The 20,789-nt window shown below is 57.9% G+C and carries 16 protein-coding genes and 1 pseudogene; 12 read left to right on the top strand and 5 right to left on the bottom strand.

From position 1 onward, the window contains the following. Window positions 1-223 precede the first annotated feature (223 nt). Window positions 224-1,735, top strand: a complete 1,512-nt coding sequence (locus AC0L2B_RS12420; RefSeq protein ID WP_473745540.1) for an MFS transporter — start codon at window positions 224-226, stop codon at window positions 1,733-1,735. 45 nt (window positions 1,736-1,780) lie between these two features. Next, a complete protein-coding gene (locus tag AC0L2B_RS12415; protein WP_473745525.1) occupies window positions 1,781-3,448 on the top strand; it encodes a TIGR04141 family sporadically distributed protein in 1,668 nt (555 codons plus the stop codon). Window positions 3,449-3,460: 12 nt separating this feature from the next. Here the strand turns inward: AC0L2B_RS12415 and AC0L2B_RS12410 are convergent, their stop codons facing one another. Next, window positions 3,461-3,730, bottom strand: coding sequence for a hypothetical protein (locus AC0L2B_RS12410; RefSeq protein ID WP_473745524.1), 270 nt, complete (start codon window positions 3,728-3,730; stop codon window positions 3,461-3,463). Between the two features lie 322 nt (window positions 3,731-4,052). Here AC0L2B_RS12410 and AC0L2B_RS12405 point away from each other — a divergent pair, with 322 nt between their 5' ends. From AC0L2B_RS12405 to AC0L2B_RS12395, 3 genes are read left to right on the top strand one after another with little or no spacing between them, the layout of a single operon-like run. After that, a complete protein-coding gene (locus tag AC0L2B_RS12405) occupies window positions 4,053-4,997 on the top strand; it encodes a dihydrodipicolinate synthase family protein (protein ID WP_473745523.1) in 945 nt (314 codons plus the stop codon). Beyond that, the gene (locus AC0L2B_RS12400; protein ID WP_473745522.1) at window positions 4,975-6,501 is read left to right on the top strand and encodes an aldehyde dehydrogenase; all 1,527 of its coding nucleotides are present in this window, start codon (window positions 4,975-4,977) and stop codon (window positions 6,499-6,501) included. The genes AC0L2B_RS12405 and AC0L2B_RS12400 overlap by 23 nt, the downstream gene beginning before the upstream one ends. 13 nt (window positions 6,502-6,514) lie before the next feature. After that, window positions 6,515-7,837 carry an NAD(P)/FAD-dependent oxidoreductase gene (locus AC0L2B_RS12395; RefSeq protein ID WP_473745521.1) on the top strand — a complete coding sequence of 441 codons (1,323 nt, stop codon included), beginning with the start codon at window positions 6,515-6,517 and terminating at the stop codon, window positions 7,835-7,837. On the opposite strand, the gene AC0L2B_RS12390 is transcribed toward AC0L2B_RS12395, so the two are convergent. Beyond that, window positions 7,834-8,745, bottom strand: coding sequence for a LysR substrate-binding domain-containing protein (locus AC0L2B_RS12390; RefSeq protein ID WP_473745520.1), 912 nt, complete (start codon window positions 8,743-8,745; stop codon window positions 7,834-7,836). The two genes, AC0L2B_RS12395 and AC0L2B_RS12390, sit on opposite strands and share 4 nt — an antisense overlap. A gap of 352 nt (window positions 8,746-9,097) precedes the next feature. Between AC0L2B_RS12390 and AC0L2B_RS12385 the strand changes: the two genes are divergently transcribed. Together AC0L2B_RS12385 and AC0L2B_RS12380 are read left to right on the top strand one after the other, a co-directional pair. Further along, window positions 9,098-9,862, top strand: coding sequence for an SDR family NAD(P)-dependent oxidoreductase (locus tag AC0L2B_RS12385; RefSeq protein ID WP_473745519.1), 765 nt, complete (start codon window positions 9,098-9,100; stop codon window positions 9,860-9,862). A gap of 8 nt (window positions 9,863-9,870) precedes the next feature. Then, window positions 9,871-10,635: an SDR family NAD(P)-dependent oxidoreductase gene (locus AC0L2B_RS12380; RefSeq protein ID WP_473745518.1), complete on the top strand. Its 765-nt coding sequence runs from the start codon at window positions 9,871-9,873 to the stop codon at window positions 10,633-10,635. 43 nt (window positions 10,636-10,678) lie between these two features. Here the strand turns inward: AC0L2B_RS12380 and AC0L2B_RS12375 are convergent, their stop codons facing one another. The 3 genes from AC0L2B_RS12375 to AC0L2B_RS12365 all read right to left on the bottom strand — a co-directional run bounded on the left by AC0L2B_RS12375 (window position 10,679) and on the right by AC0L2B_RS12365 (window position 13,826). After that, window positions 10,679-11,527 carry an ABC transporter permease gene (locus tag AC0L2B_RS12375; protein WP_473745539.1) on the bottom strand — a complete coding sequence of 283 codons (849 nt, stop codon included), beginning with the start codon at window positions 11,525-11,527 and terminating at the stop codon, window positions 10,679-10,681. 28 nt (window positions 11,528-11,555) lie between these two features. Beyond that, complete coding sequence (locus tag AC0L2B_RS12370) at window positions 11,556-12,698, bottom strand: quaternary amine ABC transporter ATP-binding protein (protein ID WP_473745517.1); 1,143 nt, start codon at window positions 12,696-12,698, stop codon at window positions 11,556-11,558. 90 nt (window positions 12,699-12,788) lie between these two features. Next, complete coding sequence (locus AC0L2B_RS12365) at window positions 12,789-13,826, bottom strand: glycine betaine ABC transporter substrate-binding protein (protein WP_473745538.1); 1,038 nt, start codon at window positions 13,824-13,826, stop codon at window positions 12,789-12,791. A 364-nt stretch (window positions 13,827-14,190) separates the two neighbouring features. On the opposite strand from AC0L2B_RS12365, the gene AC0L2B_RS12360 reads away from it, so the two are divergent. The 5 genes and pseudogenes from AC0L2B_RS12360 (at window position 14,191) to AC0L2B_RS12340 (ending at window position 20,784) form a co-directional block, all read left to right on the top strand. After that, on the top strand, window positions 14,191-15,744 hold the full coding sequence (locus AC0L2B_RS12360; RefSeq protein ID WP_473745537.1) for a trimethylamine methyltransferase family protein: 1,554 nt from the start codon (window positions 14,191-14,193) through the stop codon (window positions 15,742-15,744). Between the two features lie 8 nt (window positions 15,745-15,752). Beyond that, window positions 15,753-16,862, top strand: coding sequence for a mandelate racemase/muconate lactonizing enzyme family protein (locus tag AC0L2B_RS12355; protein WP_473745516.1), 1,110 nt, complete (start codon window positions 15,753-15,755; stop codon window positions 16,860-16,862). Continuing rightward, window positions 16,862-17,917, top strand: a complete 1,056-nt coding sequence (locus tag AC0L2B_RS12350) for a GlxA family transcriptional regulator (protein WP_473745515.1) — start codon at window positions 16,862-16,864, stop codon at window positions 17,915-17,917. Before AC0L2B_RS12355 ends, AC0L2B_RS12350 begins: the two co-directional genes overlap by 1 nt. Window positions 17,918-18,414: 497 nt before the next feature. Beyond that, window positions 18,415-19,120: pseudogene (locus tag AC0L2B_RS12345) on the top strand (LuxR family transcriptional regulator). A gap of 794 nt (window positions 19,121-19,914) precedes the next feature. Next, window positions 19,915-20,784, top strand: a complete 870-nt coding sequence (locus tag AC0L2B_RS12340) for an SMODS domain-containing nucleotidyltransferase (protein WP_473745514.1) — start codon at window positions 19,915-19,917, stop codon at window positions 20,782-20,784. The last annotated feature ends 5 nt before the right edge of the window (window positions 20,785-20,789 follow it).

The following is a 20,789-nucleotide window of genomic DNA, read 5'->3' as shown; positions in this document are numbered from 1 at the left end:
GTCTGTCGGTTGACTTTAATGCGGATGGCTTCCTGCGCCGGATTGGTAGATTTGCACGATTAGGGAACGCTCCGTGGGATGGGTTGCGCATGTGCGGGGAGGGGGCCGACCGGGGTGGAAGCGCTGCCTGCGTTCGTCAGATTGCCAGCCTTCGGGCATGCTGCTCCCGCTCGCCGACACACCGCGCACTTGGACCGACTGGACAAAAGGCAGAAACGCAGAGATGAGCGGAGCGGCTGGCGCAGATGCGGATATGGTCTCGCCAGCGACGTTTGCGGCGCTGACCAATCGCACCTTTCGTTCAATCTGGCTCGCGACTCAAGACTCCAGTCTCGGCTGGTTGATGGCTACGATTTCGACTTCCGATCTTGTGTTTGCGCTGGTGCAGGCTTCATCGACGGTGCCCGCATTCATCCTATCTGTGTTCGCCGGGGTTCTCACCGACAATTACAGCCGTCACGGTGTCATGTTCGCCGGCTGGTGCATTATGGCGGCCCCGTCTGCGATGCTGACCGCATTAGTGGCGCTGGGCTTCGTCGACCCATGGATGATCCTCGGCTTCAACACTGTCCGGACCGTGGGGCCGGCGCTCGGCGGCATAGTGGTTGCTTCTTTTGGCCTTCTTACGGCTCTCGCGGTGACCACGCTCGGCTACCTGGTCCCTCTTGGGACCATATGGCGCTGCAAGTGGAAGGTTCGCTCCTCACCTCTTCCGCGCGAGTCGATGAGGACGGCGATCTATGACGGGCTCCGCTTCACGGCCATGTCTTCGGAAATCAAGACGGCGATCGCTCGCGGAACACTCTTTGGCCTGGCGAGCATTGCCATTCTCGCGCTGCTGCCGCTCGTTGTGCGTGATCAGCTTGGTGGAGGGCCGCTGGCCTATGGTGCGCTCATGGCAGGCTTCGGGACAGGCGCGGTGAGCGCCGGCATCTCCAGCAGCCTGTTCCGGCGGATATTGTCTCAGGAACGACTGATGATGCTCGCATGCCTCGCCTGCGCGGCATGCTCCCTGGCTCTTGCGCTGACCTCCTCAATCGCAGCGGCCGCAATTGCGCTCGCCCAGGGCGGCGCGGGTTGGGTGACGACCTGGTCCGGGATTGGTGTGAGCGTGCAGCTGGCGAGCCCGCGCTGCGTCGTGGGACGCACGATCTCGATCTACTATGCCCTGATAGACGGCGGCATCGCGACCGGCAGCTGGGTGTGGGGCACGGTGGCCCAGAACCATTCTCTCACCTGGGCGCTGGAGGGCTCCGCTGGGGCCTTGCTGCTCGTTGCTGCAGCCGGTGTCCCGTTTCCTCTTCGAGAGCGTCGCGACTTCGAGCCAGATTCTCTGGAACAGTTCGACGCCCCGGCTGTCGCTCTCAATCTGAAGCCGGGAAGCGGGCCTATCGTCGTCAAGGTTGAGTACCTGGTACGAGAAGAAGATGTCGATGCTTTCCTGGACCTCATGAGCGCTCGCCGGCATGTACAAAGCCGCGTCGGCGCCCGGCAGTCGGTGCTCCAGCGCAACCTTCAGAGGCTTTTGCACTGGACTGAGACATTCCGCACCCCGACCTGGACGGACTACCTTCGCCTGAACCATCGCCTCACGCCCTCAGACAGGGAACTGGACCAGCGTGTCTGCCATTTGCACGCGGGGAAGCTTCCACCTCAAATGACACTTCTGATCGAGCGCCCGACAGGCTCTGATCGTAAAACCGAGTCTTGGATGCCTTTCTTTCCTCGCCGGTGAAATAGCCGACCAGTGTATATTTGCGAAATTAGCCAGGAGGGGACTATGAAGGAAGAAAAACGAAAATTCGCTCTTCATCTGGGCGCCGCAACGGCGACGCGCCAGACGATTCTCTCTGCGTCATTCCTTAAGAAGATTGAAGCAGGTCAGGTACAGAAGCTGCAGCCACACAACCCCGGTGACGTCGTTTATGATGCTTACTTCTTGGTGTCTCAGGCGAAGACGCCACGCTGGATGCAGATTTTATCCGGTACGTTCAATGTGCCGCAATTCAGGAAGGGAAGTCCGGCCTCCGTGATCGTTTTTGAGGAGGCGGGACGTATATTCGCGGTGACCTTCGGATATGGCTCAAAGCTCTTGAACGAATACCAGGTCGAAGGCGACTTTGGTATTAAGGTAGCTATTAACGCTGTTGCGGATACGGCATTGAAAGCCGTCCATAAATCAAATGTCGCCAGCGCTATTCAGCAGTTCGCGCAGTCTGCCTTCAAAGCCCGCTTCGGCTCATTCGGCGGGCAGAACAAGTTCGAGATTCTGAAACGCGTATCCGGCGCGGTGGCTGCGGACGACGACCTGAATTCTGTGGTGGGCGCGGCGGGCCTGTCTCTTACAACGAAATTGAACTTCGCTGATATCAAACAGATCGCAGGCAAAGCTCTTACTTTCTATACCTCAGACGCATACAAGAAGACCGCATTTTCAGTGGTTGACGAACTTAAGCCGGTGCTGGCTTTGGCGGAGGTAGAGCGGCTCGATGCCCTGCTATTGCAGAGCGTTCAGAGTCAGCAGAGTACCTTCGAAATATGCCTCCCCCAGTTGAATTTTGAAGATAACGGATACGTAAAAATATATGGCTCGGGTTTGAAGGGGGATTTTCCGGACGTCAGTCTCGATCTTTATAAATCATCGTTCGACAATCTGGCCGATATGACTCTTGCGGACCTGAAGGACGATAGCGTCTGTCTTTACAACGATGAACACGTCAACGTGGGGAACTGGTCGGTTTACAAGTGCCTGATAGGCGGCCTCGATGATGCTAAGGGGACCCGCTATGTACTGAACGATGCGCACTGGTACATTCCATCGCAAGCTATTGTTCAGTTGGTGGAGAAATATTTCGAAGATCGTAAGACACCCTCAGACCCGAAACTCGCGACCTTTGAGGTTACGGAATGGGAAAAGGAGATAGGCAAGACGGGCAAGACCAAAGCCGTGCCCGTTTACGAGCGCGAGGAGGTTTATAACAAGCGGGTCGCGAATGATGCAGGATATGTGCTGTTCGACCAGATATGGCATGAGGCAGCCGATGGCGCTTTTCAAAAGCTGGAAGTCTGCGATTTATACGATCCTGAAAACCTTCGGATGATCCATGTGAAGCGCACATCGCGTCAGCCGAGCATGGTGTCTTACCTGTTTGAGCAGGGACAACGCGCTGCCGATCTGTGGCAGCGAGATGACGTAAGAACTCAGTTTATCGCCCGTGTCAGAGCCGAAGCAGGCGATAACGCCGCTGACAGGCTGGCTGCAGTCGCCCTTGAACCTGGCGCATTGATCATAGAATTTGCAATTGCCGATCATGAAAATGCGCAAGGGCATCACACCATTCCGTTCTTAGGCAAGCTCTCTTTCGAGAACAAGGCGCGCGATGTGGAGCTTCGTGGGTTCAAGTCGCGGGTACGGTTCATCACATTAGAGAAGCCTCACGGGATTTGAAAGCAGAGCCCTTTAACCCTTGTGCACGTAGACACGGACCTGCTCGAGATCGGCGTAGCAGTCCCGGATTGTCAGACTGAACTCGTACGCATCATCCGAAGGATCTATTGCCTTTACCGGTCGGCCGTCCGCGGAGCTGCCCAGGTTGCCGTCGACGTCGACCAGCTTCTCTGCGATCTCGTCAATCATTCCTCGTGCCGGCGCATACGAAAACATGTCCCGCAAGCTCACATACTGCGGATGGAGTTTTTCGTTGGTGACGATCTGATCAAACAGTTTCATTGGTTAACCGTCTAGTGAAAGCCAAATAGCTACCGGTCATCAAAGCGGGTCGTTCGAGTGCACTCGGCGTATACCCGCTAGGGCTCAAAACACACGGCCACGTACTCCGGTCGACCATCTCGCCGTCGTCACTATAAAATTTCACACACTCGCAGAGGCAGGGCGCGGCAGGTAGTTACCCGCCATCAAATCGACGGGCAAGCCTTGCGGATCATAGCTCGAACCGCAAAAAAGTTGCCTCAGAGGTGACTTTATTTCGGCTGTCCAGCCCTTCAGGCTTGCATATAACACTGACCTTGTAGCCCACATTGGAGCGAGGCAGATGTCGTTCAAAGGCGTTATTCCGCCCGTCACAACGCCCTTTCATGCGGACGGATCGATTGACCGCGACGGCTTCTGCGTCATGGTCGAGCACCTCGTCGCGGCTGGCGTTCACGGCATCATTGTCGGTGGCACGACAGGCGAGTACTACGCCCAGTCACGCGATGAGCGCGTCGTCCTGCTGAAGCTTGCAAGGAGCATGGTGAAGGGGAAGTTGCCCCTGATTGCGGGCGTCGGTGCCATCCGCACGGAAGACTGCATCGAATATGCGCTGGTTGCAAAGGACCTGAAGTACGACGGCATCCTGATCGGTTCGCCCTACTACGCTGTCCCCACGCAGCTCGAACTTGCCAATCATGCCCTTGCGATCGACAAGGCCGCCGATCTGCCGGTGATGCTCTACAACTATCCCGGACGCACCGGCACGATGATGGATTTCGAGTTCCTGGACCGCGTCGGTCGCAGCTCCAATTTCTGTGCGATCAAGGAGTCGAGCGGCAGCATGAATCAGCTGCACGCCCTGGCTCGTGACTATCCGCATATCGACCTGTTCTGCGGGATGGACGATCAGGCGCTCGAATTCTTCGCCTGGGGCGCCAGGGGCTGGGTCTGCGGAGCTGGCAACTGCCTGCCGGCTGAGCACCTCGCCCTGTACGAAGCGTGCGTTATCGAGAAGGATTTCACCAAGGGCCGGCAGATCATGTCGGCCCTTCTGCCTCTGATGAGGCTTCTCGAACAGGGCGGCAAGTTTGTCCAGAGCATCAAGTTCGCGTGCGAGCTGGCTGGACTGCCGGCTGGGCCCGTGCGCCGGCCGATGCGGGCACTGGACGACCAGCAGAAGCGGGAGCTCGAGTCGACGGTCCGCACCCTAAAGGCAGCCATCGCGTCGATCACTGCCAAATCCCAAAAGAGGGCTTCCGAAAATGTCATCGCTATTAACGCGTGATGAGTACCAGAACCTGGCCGACAGCTTGCCACTGCCGACCAACGCAGTGATCGACGGCAAGGCGCGGGCAGCGCAATCTGGGGATACTTTCGAGACTGTCAACCCCGCGACTGGACTAGTCATAGCGAGGATAGCTTCCTGCGCCCAGGCCGACGTCGATCTTGCTGTCGAGAAAGCACGACTGGCGTTTGAATCGGGCGCCTGGTCGCGTGCGCATCCGAGCGAGCGCAAGCGCGTTCTGCGGCGGCTCGTGAAATTGATGAAGCGAGACGCCCATGAGCTTGCAGTGCTTGAGACGCTCGAAAGCGGCAAGCCAATCTATGACGTCGTAACCATAGACATTCCTGAGGCCCTGCATTGCCTGGAATGGCACGCCGAAGCCACCGACAAACTCTACGGCCAGACGTCGCCTTCCGGCGATGATGTCGTGTCGATGATCGTACGCCAGCCGCTGGGCGTGGTCGCTTGCGTTCTGCCTTGGAATTTCCCGATCCTGATGCTCGCATGGAAGATCGGGCCGGCTCTTGCGACCGGCAACTCCGTCATCGTCAAGCCGGCCGAGCAAACGAACATGTCAACATTGCGCATTGCCGAATTGGCGCATGAGGCGGGGATCCCCGCCGGCGTTCTTCAGATCGTAACCGGTCCCGGCGAGATCACCGGCAAGACACTCGGCATGCATGCCGATATCGATATGGTCGCATTCACGGGATCAACCGACGTCGGTCGGAAATTCCTGGAATATTCCGCCAGGTCCAACCTCAAGCGCATCGTGCTCGAATGCGGCGGGAAAAACCCCTGTATCGTTCTGGATGACGCCGAGAACCTCGATGTTGTAGCGCAGCATGTCACCCAGGCGGTCTTCTGGAACATGGGCGAGAATTGCTCGTCCAATTCGCGCCTCATCGTGCACGAGAAGATCAAGGACCGTCTGGTGGAAGCGGTCCTCCACAAGCTCAGGGAATGGCCTCTGGGGGAGCCGTTGGACCCAGGCAACCGGCTCGGTGCCATTGTCTCGAAGGAGCAGTTCGACCGCATTATGGGCTACATCAAGAAGGGGCGGGCGGAAGGCGCCAGGATCGTGACGGGCGGGAACGCCCACAAGCACGGCAAAGGCTATTTCATCGAGCCGACTGTATTCGACGATGTCACGCCCGCAATGGCGATCGCTCGAGAGGAGATTTTCGGACCGGTGCTTTCGGTCATTAAGGTCACCAACTCTGATGAAGCGGTCCGGGTCGCAAACGACACGCAATATGGGCTTGCAGCCTCGATCTTCACAGCCAATCTTGGCAAGGCACATCGTATCGCGCGAGACATCCGCGCAGGAACGGTGACCATCAATTGTTATGGCGAAGGAGACATCTCGACACCCTTCGGCGGCTTCAAGTTGTCAGGCTTCGGGGGACGAGACAAGTCATTGCATGCCCACGACCAATATACCGAACTCAAGACCATTTGGGCGGACATCTCCGATCCTAAGGTCTCGCGTTCGGTAGACTAGCCCGATCGCATCGATGAGCGACCACGCGGCTGTCCGCACGCCTGCGGACACGTCCCTGTCGGGCTGGTACGGTATTCTGCCGCCTCCCAAGGCACCTGAGGTGCTGCGCGGCCGTCACAAGGCGGACTGGCTCATTGTAGGAGCTGGGTTTGCCGGTTTGGCGGCCGCGCGGCGCCTCTCACAACTGGTGCCGAACGAGCGCATAGTAGTGGTCGACGCTCAGCGGGTCGGCTGGGGTGCTGCCGGACGCAACTCCGGCTTCATGATCGATCTTCCGCATGAGCTCGGTGGCGCGCACTACGGCGGAAGCCAGGACCACGACCGCAAGCGCATTCGCACGAACCGGGCCGCGATCGAGTTCTCTGCCTCTACGGCGGATGAATACGGATTGCAGAAGTTCTTTGTTCGGGCCGGCAAATTTCATGGGGCGGCAACGGACCGCGGTCTCTCTGTCCTGCGCGAATTCGAGGAGCACCTGACGGGGTTATGCGAGCCATTCGAGCGGCTCGACGCGTTGCAGTTGAAGGAAATCACCGGAACCGACTTCTTTGTCGGCGGTACCTTCACGCCGGGAACAGTAATGGCACAGCCGGCCGGCTTCATCCGCGGGTTCGCCGAAGGCTTGTCTGGCGGCGTTCACATATTCGAGAATTCGCCGGTGACATCTTTGCAGACCGGAAAACTGCACACTGCCAAGACAGTTGAGGGTGAAATCACTGCGCCGCGGTTGATATTGACGGTCAACGGTCATCTTGAAAGCTTTGGCTTCTTCAGGAAACGCCTGCTGCATGTGTTCACCTACGCCAGCATGACAAGGCCGCTCTCCAAGACCGAACAGGCGCTTCTGGGCGGGGAGCCGCATTGGGGCTTGATCCCGGCCGACCCGATGGGGTCAACTATCCGGAGGATCGGCGACCGGATCGTAATCCGCAATACATTCAGCTATAATCCGGATATGTCCACCAGCGAGAAGCAGATCCGTCGGATCGGTGCTGCGCACGATCGATCGTTCCAGGCTCGCTTCCCGATGCTGGGTGAAATACCGATGGAATTTCGCTGGGGAGGTCACTTGTGTCTCTCCCTCAATTCGGCGCCCGCATTCGGCGAAATTGAGGAGAGGGTCTTCGTAGCCGGATGCTGCAATGGCCTTGGAACGGTGCAAGGCACGCTGTACGGGATGCTGGTTGCCGATCTTGCCGCCGGCAGCAACGAGCCAATGGTTGCAGACGCCCTGAACGAGCCAGCCCCGGTTCGGCTGTATCCAGAACCCCTGATGTCGATCGGAGCGCCGTTGAAGCTCTGGGCGATGCAGAAGCGCGCCGGCAGAGAGCTCTAGCTTTCTCGTTCTTGCGCCGCCGCTTCCCGGATCCAGTCACGGAGGCTTTGCGCGGCAGGGGACAATGTGCGATTTTCATACCAGGTGAGATAGTAGCTGCCAGGGGCGGGCAGCTCGAGATCCGTCAGTCTGACGAGTTTCCCTTCTTCAATCTGCGCCTTGACAAGGCGGTGCCAGCCGACAGCCACTCCTTGATCGGCTTGAGCAGCCTGAAGCGCCACGAAGAACTTGCCGAAGCGCCGGCCGCGGGTCGGCCCATGTGAGACACCCGCGCGCCGCAAGACCTCATCCCAGCCAGCCCAGTCGGGATCCACCCAGTCAACGTGCAGCAAGGGAAGCTCGGCCAACGACTCCGCCGTTGCGTCGCGATGCCTACTTGCAAATCCGGGCCCGCATACCGGGTAGATAGTTTCATCGAAAAGGAGCTCCGCATCTTCATTCGACCAGGATCCGAACCCGTAGCGGATGCGCAGTTCGACTTCGGCGCGGCGGTAATCGCGAGGATTGTCCGAAATCAGGTGGTCAACAGCAATGTCCTGATATCGCGTCCAGAAGTCCGGCATTCGTGGTATCAACCACATCGATGCGAAGGCATCAGAGCAGGCGAGAGTGACGTTCTTCGCCCGATCGCCGCGCTTCACATTTCGCACGATGTCTGCGGCCCGCGAAAAACCGCTAGCCAACGCACCATAAAGGTCTTCGCCGGCGCCTGTCAGCACCACGCCTGTTCCCAGCCGAGTGAAGAGCGGAACGCCGAGCTCGTCCTCGATCGCTTTGATCTGCCGGCTGACAGCGCCGGGTGTGACATTCAGTTCCGCAGCAGCCAACTTGAATGACAGGTGCCGGGCAGACGCCTCGAAAACAGCCAAGGCAGTCAGGGACGGCAGGTCGTAATAGCGGCGAACCATCTCAAGCTCCAAAACACTTCGGTAATCGCGCCGTGCGACAATAGAGAAAGCAATGCTCAAGATGTCGTAAAACTATTAACAAGGCGATGCGCTGGCCTGCGTTTCGACTGATTATGGCTGCGATCCCTAACCCATTTGCAGCGAAACATAGCCAGACTGTGCGAACATGCTTCGCGATCTGCGACACTGTCCAATCAATGTCCGACGCGGCTTCGGCGTAGCATACACAGCGCGATGTCTGCGCTCGGCAACTCAAGAAGGGGGTGAGACTTTTGCAGGGCTGCCCCACTGGTCTTCGGCAGCTGTTCATAGATTATGAGCCGCACTTCCCCGTCAAAGATTGGCTTGAGCTATGACTGGCATTGAGAAGAAAACTGCGGTCATAACAGGCGCGGCGGGAGGCATCGGGCAAGCGATCGCTAGGCAGTTCGTTGCGCACGGCTTTCGGGTGGTTGCGGGCGACGCCGACCAGGCTGGCCTGGACACGCTCGAGGCCGAACTTAACCGAACCGGACAGAATGTCTGGAGCAAGGCCGGCGACCTCAGAGACAAGAGCTCTTGCGAGGATTTGATCGACTACTCCGTTCAGGCCACAGGGCGGCTGGACGTACTCATCAACAACGCCGGAATCATCACGCGAGGAAACATTCTCGAGACGACCGACGAAGATTGGCAGCGGACATTCGAGATTAACCTGACATCGATTTTCTATACCTGCCGGAAAGCCATAGGTCACATGAAGGGCCGCGGCGGCGCGATTGTGAACGTCGCATCCTGCTGGGGACTTTATCCCGGGCCTGGGCACGCAGCGTATTGCACCAGCAAAGCAGCCGTGGCGGCGTTTTCCAAGTGTCTTGGCCGAGACCATGCAGGTGATGGCATACGGGTAAACGCCGTGTGTCCGAATGAAGTCAATACCCCGATACTGCGTACCGGTTTTGCCCGCCGTGGCTTCAATCCGGACACAGCCATAGCGGAGCTCAACAACACCGTGCCGCTAGGCCGGATCGCTGAGCCGCAAGACATAGCCGACGTGGTATTCTTCCTATGTTCCGACGCCGCACGCTACATCGCTGGCACGGCGATCGAAGTGAACGGCGCCAAGCCTGTCTATTGAGGTTCTCCATGGCTGACAGACTCGCGGGTAAGATTGCAATCATCACCGGAGGTGGACGAGGGATCGGCGCCGGCATTACGCAGCGCTTTGTGGAGGAGGGGGCAAAGGTCGCCATCCTGCAGAGGAATCCGCCGGCTCACGCGTTGCTCGATGAACGAACCATCTATGTGGGGGCGGATCTCGCGAATTCCGAACAAATTCGATCAGCTGTCGAAACTGTTGTCGAGCGCCTTGGCGGCCTGGATATCCTGGTCAACAACGCTGGTATTATGTTCGAGAAGACGGTCGATGAGATGACTGAGGCGGACTGGGATCAGATGATGGATATCAATCTCAAGGCCCCATTCCTGCTGACGAAGGCGGCAATGCCTCACCTCCGCAAAAGGGCCGGTGCGTGCGTCGTCAACATAGGGTCGATCGAAGGCCTGGCGTCCAACCCTGGGCATCCTGCATATTCCGCCTCGAAAGCGGGGATTCATGGTTTCACCGCAGCAATAGCGGTCGACCATGGGCATGAGGGCATCCGGTGCAATGCCATTGCGCCTGGTTGGATCAATTCGGACCTCAGCGAGATCTACCTCGACAGCATGCCAGACAGTACTCGTGTTCGAAGGGAACTTCTCGCGATGCATCCGGTAGGACGTCTGGGAGAACCGAGCGACGTCGGCAATCTCGCTGTCTGGCTTGCCTCAGAAGAAAGTACCTTCGTAACCGGTCAGGTCTACGTCATCGATGGTGGGCGGACAAAGAAACTTCCGCTTCCAATCTCCTGAAACCGATGCGAGAGCCGCATTCTATCCCGGCTCCCGCTTCGGTTCAGGCCGTGGGATCCAGCTTCTCGCTAATTCGCCTGGTAATGCGATCGATAAGGATTGCCAGAACCACGACGGCAAGCCCCGCTTCGACGCCTCTCCCAACCTGCAGGCGAGAGATCGACCGAATGATTTCGTCGCCCAATCCACCGGCGCCGATCATGGATGCGATGATGACCATCGACAACGACATCATCACGCACTGATTGACGCCCGCCATAATAGAACGAAATGCCAGCGGCAATTTGATCATGAACAGCACGGCTAGTCGGCTCGCGCCGAACGCCTCGCCGGCCTCGATCATTTCCGGCTCGACCATCTTGAGACCGTGGGCGGTTAGCCTGATCGGGAGCGGCATGGCGAAGAAGATTGTAGCGACAATGCCAGGGACGGTGCCGACACCGAAGAAAAACACAGCTGGGACGAGCAGTACGAATGGGGGCATCGTCTGCATGAAGTCGAGGATTGGCTCGGCAACAGCATTCATGCGTTTGGATTCGGCGATCAGGATCCCAATAGGTATGCCGATGGCCAGCGCGGCAATTGCGGCTGTAAGTACTAGCGAAAGTGTCACCATCGCAGGAGCCCAAAGATTCATGACGAAGATGAAGGCCAGTCCGCACCCGCTCAGAACAGCCAGCGAGAGCCTGCCGAGCAGGCCGCTGCCGACCACAAAGATCGTGATGATCAACCAGGCCGGCGCGCTCGTCAGGATCGTTGCCAAGGGCTGCTGAATGCCCAGGATCACGGTTGAGATGAAGTCGAAAACAAATCCGAAGTGCGTTGAGAGGTAGTTGGTGAAGTCGTCGATCGACGCGGCAACCGTGCCTGCAAACTCCGAAAAATCCATCATGGTCACCCGTCGGTTGCTTTCTGGTCAGCTATTGACTGCACGTTCGGCCGTGGGTCTCCCGAACTGCGTCGGCAGCCGGATTGAGTTTTTCCGCCTTGGATGTCGTGCCGCCTATTGACGAATGGGCTGCAAGCGCCTTGAGCACGGATTTGCTGGTTACGGTCCCAACCGGAGTTCCGTCGTCCTTAACCACGACCAAAGTGCGTTGTTCTTTGGACAGCTCGTCGAGATAAGGCGCAATGAGATCGTTGGGCGACAGTTTGATGAGGTCGTGGGAAAGATGCTTCGTCCATTCCGAATTCACCAGCTCTATGGGGGGGCGGACAGCGTCCATGACCTGGCCGGCCGAAAGCACCTTGAAGACATCGATGCCCCGCACGAAGTCCCTGACATAATCGTTGGCAGGGGACAGGACCACGTCCATGGGTCGCCCTTCCTGAACGACCTGTCCCTTGAGCAGAATGGCAATACGGTCGCCGATGGTTGCCGCCTCATTCGGATCGTGAGTCACGAACACGATCGTCTTGTTCAGCGTATTCTGAAGCCGAAGCAACTCCTGCTGCATTTCTTCTCGAATGAGAGGGTCCAGCGCGCTGAAGGGTTCGTCCATAAGCAGCACCGGCGTGTCCATCACCAGGGCGCGCGCAAGGCCCACGCGCTGCCGCATTCCACCACTGAGGTTTGATGGCTTGCGTTTGTCCCAACCGCTGAGGCCGACAAGCTCAAGGGCCTTGCCCGCGCGCTCCCACCTCTCCTTGCGGCCGATGCCGGCAATACGCAATCCGAACGCGACGTTATCGATAACCGACATGTGAGGCAGCAGCGCGAAGTGCTGGAACACCATGCCGATCGTCGTCGATCGTATACTGCGAAGCTCTTTCTTGTTGGCCTTGGTGATGTCCTGTCCATTAACCAGGATCCGGCCGGCTGTCGGGTCGATAAGTCGGTTGATGCAGCGAAGCATGGTCGATTTCCCGCTGCCTGACAAACCCATGATGACGAAGATCTTTCCAGCCTCGACCGTCATGTTGATATTATTGAGAGCTACGAAACCGCCGCCTCCGTCAGGACCGATTGCGCCCGAACGCAATCCGTCCAGCTTAAGTTCGGGATTGTCGCCGTAGATCTTGTAGAGATCCTTAATCTCTATGGCTGGTTTTCGGGTGCTCATGCAAGGCTCCCGCGCGCAAGAACAGATGGCGGTGCAGGGGACGCGCCGACCCCTGCACCTGCACTCTTTGGGAGGATACGGGCTACCGGATCAGGCGAGCCACGGCTCGATCAAGCCCCTGCCTTTCATTTCGCCGATCCACTTGGCAGCGGCATCTTCAGGCTTCATGCCTCCGTCGATCCAGCCCATGATCTTCGCTAATTCATCATTCGGGATACGGAACTTCGTCAGAAATGCCTGGGCCTTCGGAAAGTTGGATTCGAAGTCCTTTGTCGTGACGTGAAAGCAATAGTATGGCTCTGCCATCATCGTCCTTTTCGGGTCTTCGAGGTATCTCATCTTGAATTTGCTCCACATCGGGAGCGGCTCCCAGGTGGTAACCACGATCGCCTCGTTTCTGGAGTAAGCGCGCCTGAAGGCCGCTTCCATGGCAGCTTGGCTGCCCGGGACCAGGTGGAGCTTGAGAGCGTAAGCCTTCACCGTCGCGTCCGCAGCCTGCATCAGGCCAGAGCCGGCGTCGATGCCGATGATACCGCTCGGAAACTTGTCGGCGTGATTGTTGAGCTCCGCGATGCTCTTGATGTCCACATATTCCGGAACGGCAAGCCCTTGCGTCATCGGGCCTTCCGAAACGCCAGCGACTTTGATGACATCGGAGACTTTCTTTACATAGTCGGCCTGGCCGCCCTGGTAATCGCCCTTCAGCGGGCCCATCCCCTGCATATAGGAGTTCGAATAGAGGTCGGCCTTCCCGGATTGAAGCGACGCATAGATCACGCCCGGCTCCGCCTGCAGCGGCTGGACCTTGTAGCCGAAATTGTCCTCGATGAGCTTTGCGCCGACATAGGTGATTGCAAGCGCGTCGGACCATGCTGCGAAGGCATAGACCAGCGGACGGGACGCCTCAGCCCTTGCGCCGGTCGTCAGACCAGTCATTGCCAACGCGGCGGCGCCGCCAACTTTCAGGAACGTTCTGCGGGACGTGCTCGTGCCGAGCATATCATTCACCAGATTTGTCTTTGGCATTCTAGTCCTCCTGCCGATACTCACTGATACCTGGATGAGTCCGAGGTTGTCGTTTCTGTTTCCCTCGCTTGATCCATGTTTGGGCTTTCCTGCATGCCCCATGCCAAGCAAGAATTGCTAGCACGGAACGGTAGAGGCCTATCGGCGCAAAAAAGTAGCCTCCCGATTGACTTAATTTCGGAGTGGGCCCGTCGCTCGCACCTCAGATTCTGCCTCGGGTGGAAGGTCAGTTCTGTCCGGGGTAATGGCTCTGGAACAAAACTGGATATGTGCTGTCGGGCGCTCGATAGCCCGCACGGAACTGCCCTCGACGCTCCCTCGACGCGAGTCACCCGATGAAGGGGCCCGACTGCCGCCGCGCTTTAGTCAACAGACGCGTGAGACTTTTGCACTAGGTCAAATCTTCGGACTCCGGCAATAGTTCCGGCCGGCTCAAGCGGGCCGCAGCGTTTGTTTGGAGGCCGGCATGACTGCTCAGCTACAACTTTCTCGTAGAGGAGGGCGGGAAGCGCGGAGGACGATCCGCACGGCGCCAAAGGTCGACATGTTGCCGACGCTGAAGCGCGGCCTCCCGGTGATAGAGCCGATGGACGCCGAGCAGGTTGAACGCATTCACCAGGCTTCTCTCGCGATCCTGGAAGAAGTAGGCGTGGTGTTTCGCGATCCGATCGCGATTGAGGACTGGAAGAGAGTCGGAGCGGACGTGCGCGCGGACGATCGCGTTCATCTCGACCGCGGCCTGGTCATGGAGCTCATCAAGACCATTCCCCCCAATGTCGAATACTTCGCGCGGGATCCAGCGAAGAATGTCGAGCTCGGAGGCGAAAACTCCATCTTCGTGCCGATGACCGGGGCGCCTTACATGCGCGACCTCGATGACGTCAGGCGTGGCCCGACCATCGCGGACCTTGGCACATTCCACAAGCTGGCGCACATGATGCCGGCGCTGCATTCGTCGGCGCATCACATTGTCGAGCCGATGGACATTGTTGTGGCGCATCGGCACCTGCACATCACCTATTCGTCAATGAAGCACTCTGATAAGATATTCATGGGCATGACCACCTCGCCCAAGAATGCCGAGGACGTGCTCGATATGTGCGAGATCCTTTTCGGCGAAGGCTTCCTCGAGCAGCATGCAGTGGCCACCGGGAACTGCAATGGCAATTCGCCGCTCGTGTGGGACCAGGTCATGCTGGGCGGCATGCGTGCTTTCTGCCGGCGCAATCAGCCGGTCTTGTGCTCGCCGTTCGTTCTCGGCGGCGCGAACACGCCGGCCTCGACCGCGGCGGCAGTGGCGCAGCTCAATGCGGAGGCGCTTTCGGCCCTCGCCTACACGCAGGTGGTGCGCAAAGGCTGCCCTGCGATCTACGGGCATTACCTGTCGACCGTGTCGATGCAATCGGGAGCGCCAATGGCGGGGACGCCAGAGATTTCGCTCATGAACTTCATGATCGGCCAGATGGCTCGCCGCTACAACGTCCCTTGGCGTACCTCGAACCTGCTCGGCGGCGCCAAGGTCTTTGATGCGCAAGCAGGCTATGAAAGTGCGATGACGATGATGGCCGTGCTGATGTCAGGCGCAAACTACATTTGGCATTCGGCTGGTTGGAATGAAGCCGGCATGCACTGCTCGATTGCAAAGTTCGTTGTCGACGCCGAAGTCTGCGCCATGGGCTATCGTATGACGCAAGGCATCCAGTGGGACGACTTTGATGAAGCCCTGGCTGCGGTCCGCGATGTCGGGCCGGGCGGCCATTACTTTGGACATCCGCATACTCAGGCGAACTTCGAGAAAGCCTTCTTTATCCCGAAACTCTTCGACAATAACTCGGTCGAGCAGTGGTACGCTGATGGCTCCAAGGACATCAAGCAACGCGCCCTTGAGCATGCGCGCCATCTCCTGGCCGAATATGAAGAACCTAAGCTCGATGTCGCAAAGGACGAGGAATTGCGCGCGTATATCGATCGTCGCTCGCGGGAAATTCCTGCCGTCGATGCGCTCAACGAGGAATACTGACCATTCTCATGCGCATTGACCAGATCAACGTCTATACGATCCAGCTGCCTGTCAAAGGCGGCACTTATCGAATGGCAAGCGATGACGTCGACGCGCTTGATAGCACCCTTGTCGAGGTTGTGACCAATGACGGGCTGACTGGCTGGGGCGAAACCTGTCCCGTCGGACCGGTCTATCAGCCGCATCATGCATTGGGTGCCCGCGCAGCGATCGCCGAAATCGCGCCGGGTCTTATGGGCGCGGAGATCACCTCGATCAGGCTTCTCGCCAAACGCATGGACGAGCGGTTGAACGGGCACGGATATGCCAAGGCAGCGTTCGACATAGCGTTCCTTGACCTCCTCGGCCAGCGGCTGGGAGTGCCGGTCTCGACACTGCTGGGTGGTGCGCTAGCCGACCGTGTTCCGGCCTACTATTCGCTGATTGTTGGCCCGCCTGAAGAAACGGCCAGGATTGCAGCCGACAAGGTGAAGGCGGGTTATCCACGCCTGCAGGTCAAAATCTCGGGGCGAAATCTCGAAGAGGATGTGGCTACGGTTCACAAGGTTTGGGAGGCGGTCGGCTACAGAGCGCGTATCGCAGTGGATGGTAACAGGGGCCTCACCATCGCTGCCGCGATTCTTCTCGACCGGCTTTGCCAGGCAATCCCCTTTGTTTTCGAGCAGCCTTGCAACACCATAGATGAAGTCGCCACGCTGAAGGGCAGGGTGATGCATCCGATCTATCTGGATGAGAACACCGAAGATCAGAATGCAGTGCTCCGGGCGATCTCCTTAGGCATCGCGGATGGTTTCGGCTTCAAGGTCACGCGCTTGGGCGGCCTCACGAAAATGACGACCGTGCGCGACCTTTGCGCCATCCGCTCGTTACCGCACAGCTGCGACGACGCCTGGGGCGGCGACATAATAGCGGCGGCCTGCGTGCACTTAGCTTCCACTGTGGAACCGCGCCGTCTTGAGGGCGTCTGGATCGCGCAGGAATATATCGAAGGGCATTTCGACGCGAAGAACCCGATCCTCATCGAAAACGGTCACATTGCCATACCGCAGCTGCCGGGCCTCGGTATCAAACCGGAACCCGGCATGTTCGGTGTGCCGGTAGCCACGTACGGATCCTAGTGAACGCACCCGCCAACATCAGCGCAATGACGTCCTTGGTCACGCCGAAAATTTCGGCGGAGGCCGATCGACCATTTGACGTGGTCGTTCTGGTTTTACCGGGGTTCTCGCACCTGGCGCTTCACGCCTATATTGAGCCCTTCAGCATCGCCAATATGGTGTCAAGACTGCCGCTGTTCCGGTGGCGAATCGCCGGACTTGACGCTCGGCCAGTCGAGGGTGCCAATGGCCTCTCGGTTGCTGTTGATGTCCCTATTGATGAACTGGTTTTGTCCTCGGACGATCGTAGACCGAACCAGCTCGCTATATTGACCGGCGAGCCGGTAGAACGGCAACTGACGGCTGAGCTCAACGGGTTTCTGAGAACGATGGCTCGTCGTGGGGTTCCGATATCTGCGGTCGGGACAGCGACATGGCTGCTTGCGCGGACAGGCCTTCTGGCAGGCACACGCTGCACGATCCACTGGTCGCGGCTTGCTGCTTTCGCCGAGGTGTTCAACCAACCCCGCATAAGCGATTCCCTGTTTGTGAAAGACGGCCAGTATTCAACCTGTGCAGGAGAACTGGCAGCCTTCGACCTGGCCGTCGACCTGATCGGCAGCCATGCAGGCGGATATATTGCACAGGAGGTCTGCCGCCACGCAATTGTCGAAGGCCAGCGCTCAGGATCAAACCGCCAGACCGGGCCGTCGGGTCTGGCTTTTGCCGGTGTGAGCGACAAACTCCTGATGGCAATGCGGATCATGGAAGAAAACGTGGAGTTCCCACTGGCAATGGACGAGGTCGCCCGACGGGCCGGAGTGTCACGGCGCCAGCTGGAACGCCTGTTCGCTTCCCATATAGGGCTTCCGCCGGTGCGTCACTATCTTCGAATCCGCATAGACCATGCGAAGCGCCTGATAGAAGGCACAAGGATGCCCTTCATCGACATTGCCATGGCGTGCGGGTTCATGTCTGCTTCGCACTTCGCAAAGTGCTTCAGAGCCTTCCATGGAATGTCGCCGCAGCAGTGTCGAGCGATAGTGCCGGCCTGGGTTGGGCCCGGCTTAAGATGATAGATTGGTATTGGAGCAAGGGAGAACAGCGGCACCTCAATCCATGCGAATGTCTGGAGCCGATCTGCCCACCAACAGACACGTTCCGGATCACAGCGGAAAGCGGCGGATTAGCTCATATCACTGGCCTCTTCCCGTGCCGACCGACGTTGGCCGTACCACTGGATTGATCGCGCGTTTCGCTGCCACCGACCATGATGTGACTCTCACCATTGAATGATGCAGGGGCGGCGATGTTGTCATTTTCATTGCGTAAGGATTCTCTGATTGAAACGCTGCATTGGAAAGGTGCTCCAGCATCTCGGAGATGGCCGTTCGAAGAGCCTGGCAGGTGCGGTTGGCGGTCACCGGCACGAAGATCGCCCAGACCTCGCGCCATTCTGCAGGGACGGTCAGTCGGCAAGTGCTGCGATCCGGGCCTTGGTCATGCGCGGGCTTTGTGGGTCTCCAGGCACGCGTGGTGCGCATTAACAGGTAGAAGGACAATGACAAAGGCCATGCCGATTGTCGTTGGGACACTCCTGGAAAGTCTGTCGGAGAGTGTCGACGAAACAGATTTCCGTGAAGCCCTGACCATCGCGGCATTGGGACTTGATCTACAGACGTTTGCCTATTTATCCCTGCGAGCCTAGGCTGATCTCGAATTATCCGCCTCCCTGGACAGCGCATTATCTGCGAAACCAGTATCAGAGAGTCGATCCCGTCATCATGCGTGCGCGAGTTGCCGATAGCCCCTTCCGATGGGAATCGGATCTTCGTGGCATTGAATTGTCGGAGGTTCAGCAAAGGCTGTTCCTAGAAGCGGCAGAGTTCGGCATCTGCTGTGGGTTGACGATCCCCATTGTTGACAGCAGGGGGCGTGCTGCAGCGATGACCTTTGCCGCGCGTGAGCTGTCCGGTTTGCTGCGCGCTGCCGAGCGGTATGATCAGGCGCTCCAATTCATGGCAACGTGCTTTCACATTCATGTTCGCCGCAAACTCTCGGCCAGTCGAATGGTGGACGGCATTTTGCTCACACCACGTGAATATGAGTGCCTGCAGTGGGCGGCTCGCGGCAAGTCCGCCTCGGACACAGCCTGCATCCTGGGCATCAAGTCGCGCACTGTCGCTTTCCATCTGGATAATGCCAGGAACAAGCTCGGCGTGCGCACAAAAGACCAGGCCGTAGCGCTGCTAGCTTCCTCACGATCTTCGTTTCTTTAGAAAACCGGCGTGCCTTGTGCCTATGCTTGGCCACTGGGCTGTTTCGGCTAGTGCACTCAAGTAGGCTTCTTTCATGATTCCACATATCGATCCCCGTGCTGTATGTTTTAACGTGAGCCAGGACACGCTCGGGCCGCGTTCCATTCGATCCTTTCCCACGCGGATCAGGACATCGGCAACTCGAGGAATTGAAGGCCTTTGCGTTTGCTGAGAGAACGCAAGGATTGGAGGGGCGTGGCGGACGTACCGTGCACCCGGCATCTACCCTTTGCCAGACCGCCTTTGCGCCGATTTCGGCGAGCAGCGGCCAACATAGGTGCTTTGTTTCCAGATTGCCTGCTGGCCTCCGCGCAGACCTTCACTAGGCACCCGAGGATGCAGCCCTACAAGAGCCCCGCGGCTAAGCTGGCCCGATCTCGCATCGCTGTCCAATGGTGATCACTGGGCAGACAGCGGGCTGGTCCGCAAGATTCAGGCCCCGGCGTGCGGCAAGCCAAAATCCATGGCGTGGATCATGAAGTTTTCAGAGAGAAACAGGCCTGAGCAGGTGTTTTACCCGCCAGTGCCAGCTTACGGCCGGCGACGGCAATACGGGAATGGAGATTCGCCGACATTAGGCTGGAATGGGATGCCTATTACCGCAAACGCTAGCAATGGAAGAACGCCAGAAGCAATTAACTTGGAAGCCGATCGGCGTGGTAACGCGTCCTCAACTTTCTCCAGGAGAGCTCTTAGGTTGTTCTGGGAAGATATTGAATTTATGACAGATTGCACCATAAACTAAAGGGGATTCTATGGCGAAAAATGTAAACGATGCATTCGAGATTCTAATTGAAAGGCTCAAGCCGTCGGAGGTCGAGACCATCAGTGCTGCCTCTCATAGGGCGAGTATCGACGCTTGCTTGAAAAACAAGTTCAATATGACGTCGATGTTTAGGTCAGGGTCGTTCGGCCACGGGACGAGCGTCAAGGGGTACAGTGACATCGACTATTTCGCGGTGATTCCTGCTGCTAACCTTTGGGGAAGCTCGAATTATTCTTTGCTCAAGGTCAAGGATGCGCTGCAAGCCCGATTTCCCCTGACGAACATTGCAATCCGCAGTCCAGTGGTGATCGTTCCTTTTGGTGGCGGTGCAGGAGGCGAGCATCATGAGATAAGCCCGGCTTACGCAAAGGGAAGCAACAACGGGCATACAGTTTACGCGATCGCCAATCGGGCAGATGGTTGGATGGATTCCAGTCCGAATGCCCACAACGCCTGGGTGAACGTGATAAACGACAAGCACTCAAAAAAGGTAAAACAGCTTATCAGGCTGATGAAGTATTGGAATTATGTGCAAGCGGCCGGAATAAGGTCGTTTTATCTGGAGTTAAGGACTGCCGAATATGCCAACACTGAGTCGTCGATACTTTACAGGATCGACGTGAAGCGTATGTTTGCCCGGTTGGTCAACAAGGGCCTTGCTGCGATGCAAGATCCGCAGGGCGTGTCTGGCTACGTCCACCCGTGCTCAGACGCTGTTAAGGAAGCCGCTCTCTCGAAGCTGAGAACAGCCCAGACTCGCGCGGAAAAGGCGTATGAGGCGGAAAATGCCGGCAAGCACTCTGAAGCTTTCCAATGGTGGGATTTGGTATTTGGGGGTAAATTCCCAGGTTATTATTGAGGGGA

The organism is Mesorhizobium sp. WSM4815 (assembly GCF_055811575.1).
The sequence above is the reverse complement of the archived record's forward strand: the minus strand, read 5'-3'. Positions and strand labels throughout refer to the sequence as shown.

What these genes read in the sequence shown, in the direction of transcription:
- AC0L2B_RS12385 (WP_473745519.1), top strand. Translation starts at nt 9,098, where the DNA reads ATGACTGGCATTGAGAAGAAAACTGCGGTCATAACAGGCGCGGCGGGA.
- AC0L2B_RS12420 (WP_473745540.1), top strand. Translation starts at nt 224, where the DNA reads ATGAGCGGAGCGGCTGGCGCAGATGCGGATATGGTCTCGCCAGCGACG.
- AC0L2B_RS12370 (WP_473745517.1), bottom strand. Translation starts at nt 12,698, where the DNA reads ATGAGCACCCGAAAACCAGCCATAGAGATTAAGGATCTCTACAAGATC.
- AC0L2B_RS12405 (WP_473745523.1), top strand. Translation starts at nt 4,053, where the DNA reads ATGTCGTTCAAAGGCGTTATTCCGCCCGTCACAACGCCCTTTCATGCG.
- AC0L2B_RS12390 (WP_473745520.1), bottom strand. Translation starts at nt 8,745, where the DNA reads ATGGTTCGCCGCTATTACGACCTGCCGTCCCTGACTGCCTTGGCTGTT.
- AC0L2B_RS12410 (WP_473745524.1), bottom strand. Translation starts at nt 3,730, where the DNA reads ATGAAACTGTTTGATCAGATCGTCACCAACGAAAAACTCCATCCGCAG.
- AC0L2B_RS12355 (WP_473745516.1), top strand. Translation starts at nt 15,753, where the DNA reads ATGCGCATTGACCAGATCAACGTCTATACGATCCAGCTGCCTGTCAAA.
- AC0L2B_RS12380 (WP_473745518.1), top strand. Translation starts at nt 9,871, where the DNA reads ATGGCTGACAGACTCGCGGGTAAGATTGCAATCATCACCGGAGGTGGA.
- AC0L2B_RS12375 (WP_473745539.1), bottom strand. Translation starts at nt 11,527, where the DNA reads ATGATGGATTTTTCGGAGTTTGCAGGCACGGTTGCCGCGTCGATCGAC.
- AC0L2B_RS12400 (WP_473745522.1), top strand. Translation starts at nt 4,975, where the DNA reads ATGTCATCGCTATTAACGCGTGATGAGTACCAGAACCTGGCCGACAGC.
- AC0L2B_RS12360 (WP_473745537.1), top strand. Translation starts at nt 14,191, where the DNA reads ATGACTGCTCAGCTACAACTTTCTCGTAGAGGAGGGCGGGAAGCGCGG.
- AC0L2B_RS12365 (WP_473745538.1), bottom strand. Translation starts at nt 13,826, where the DNA reads ATGGGGCATGCAGGAAAGCCCAAACATGGATCAAGCGAGGGAAACAGA.
- AC0L2B_RS12395 (WP_473745521.1), top strand. Translation starts at nt 6,515, where the DNA reads ATGAGCGACCACGCGGCTGTCCGCACGCCTGCGGACACGTCCCTGTCG.
- AC0L2B_RS12415 (WP_473745525.1), top strand. Translation starts at nt 1,781, where the DNA reads ATGAAGGAAGAAAAACGAAAATTCGCTCTTCATCTGGGCGCCGCAACG.
- AC0L2B_RS12340 (WP_473745514.1), top strand. Translation starts at nt 19,915, where the DNA reads ATGGCGAAAAATGTAAACGATGCATTCGAGATTCTAATTGAAAGGCTC.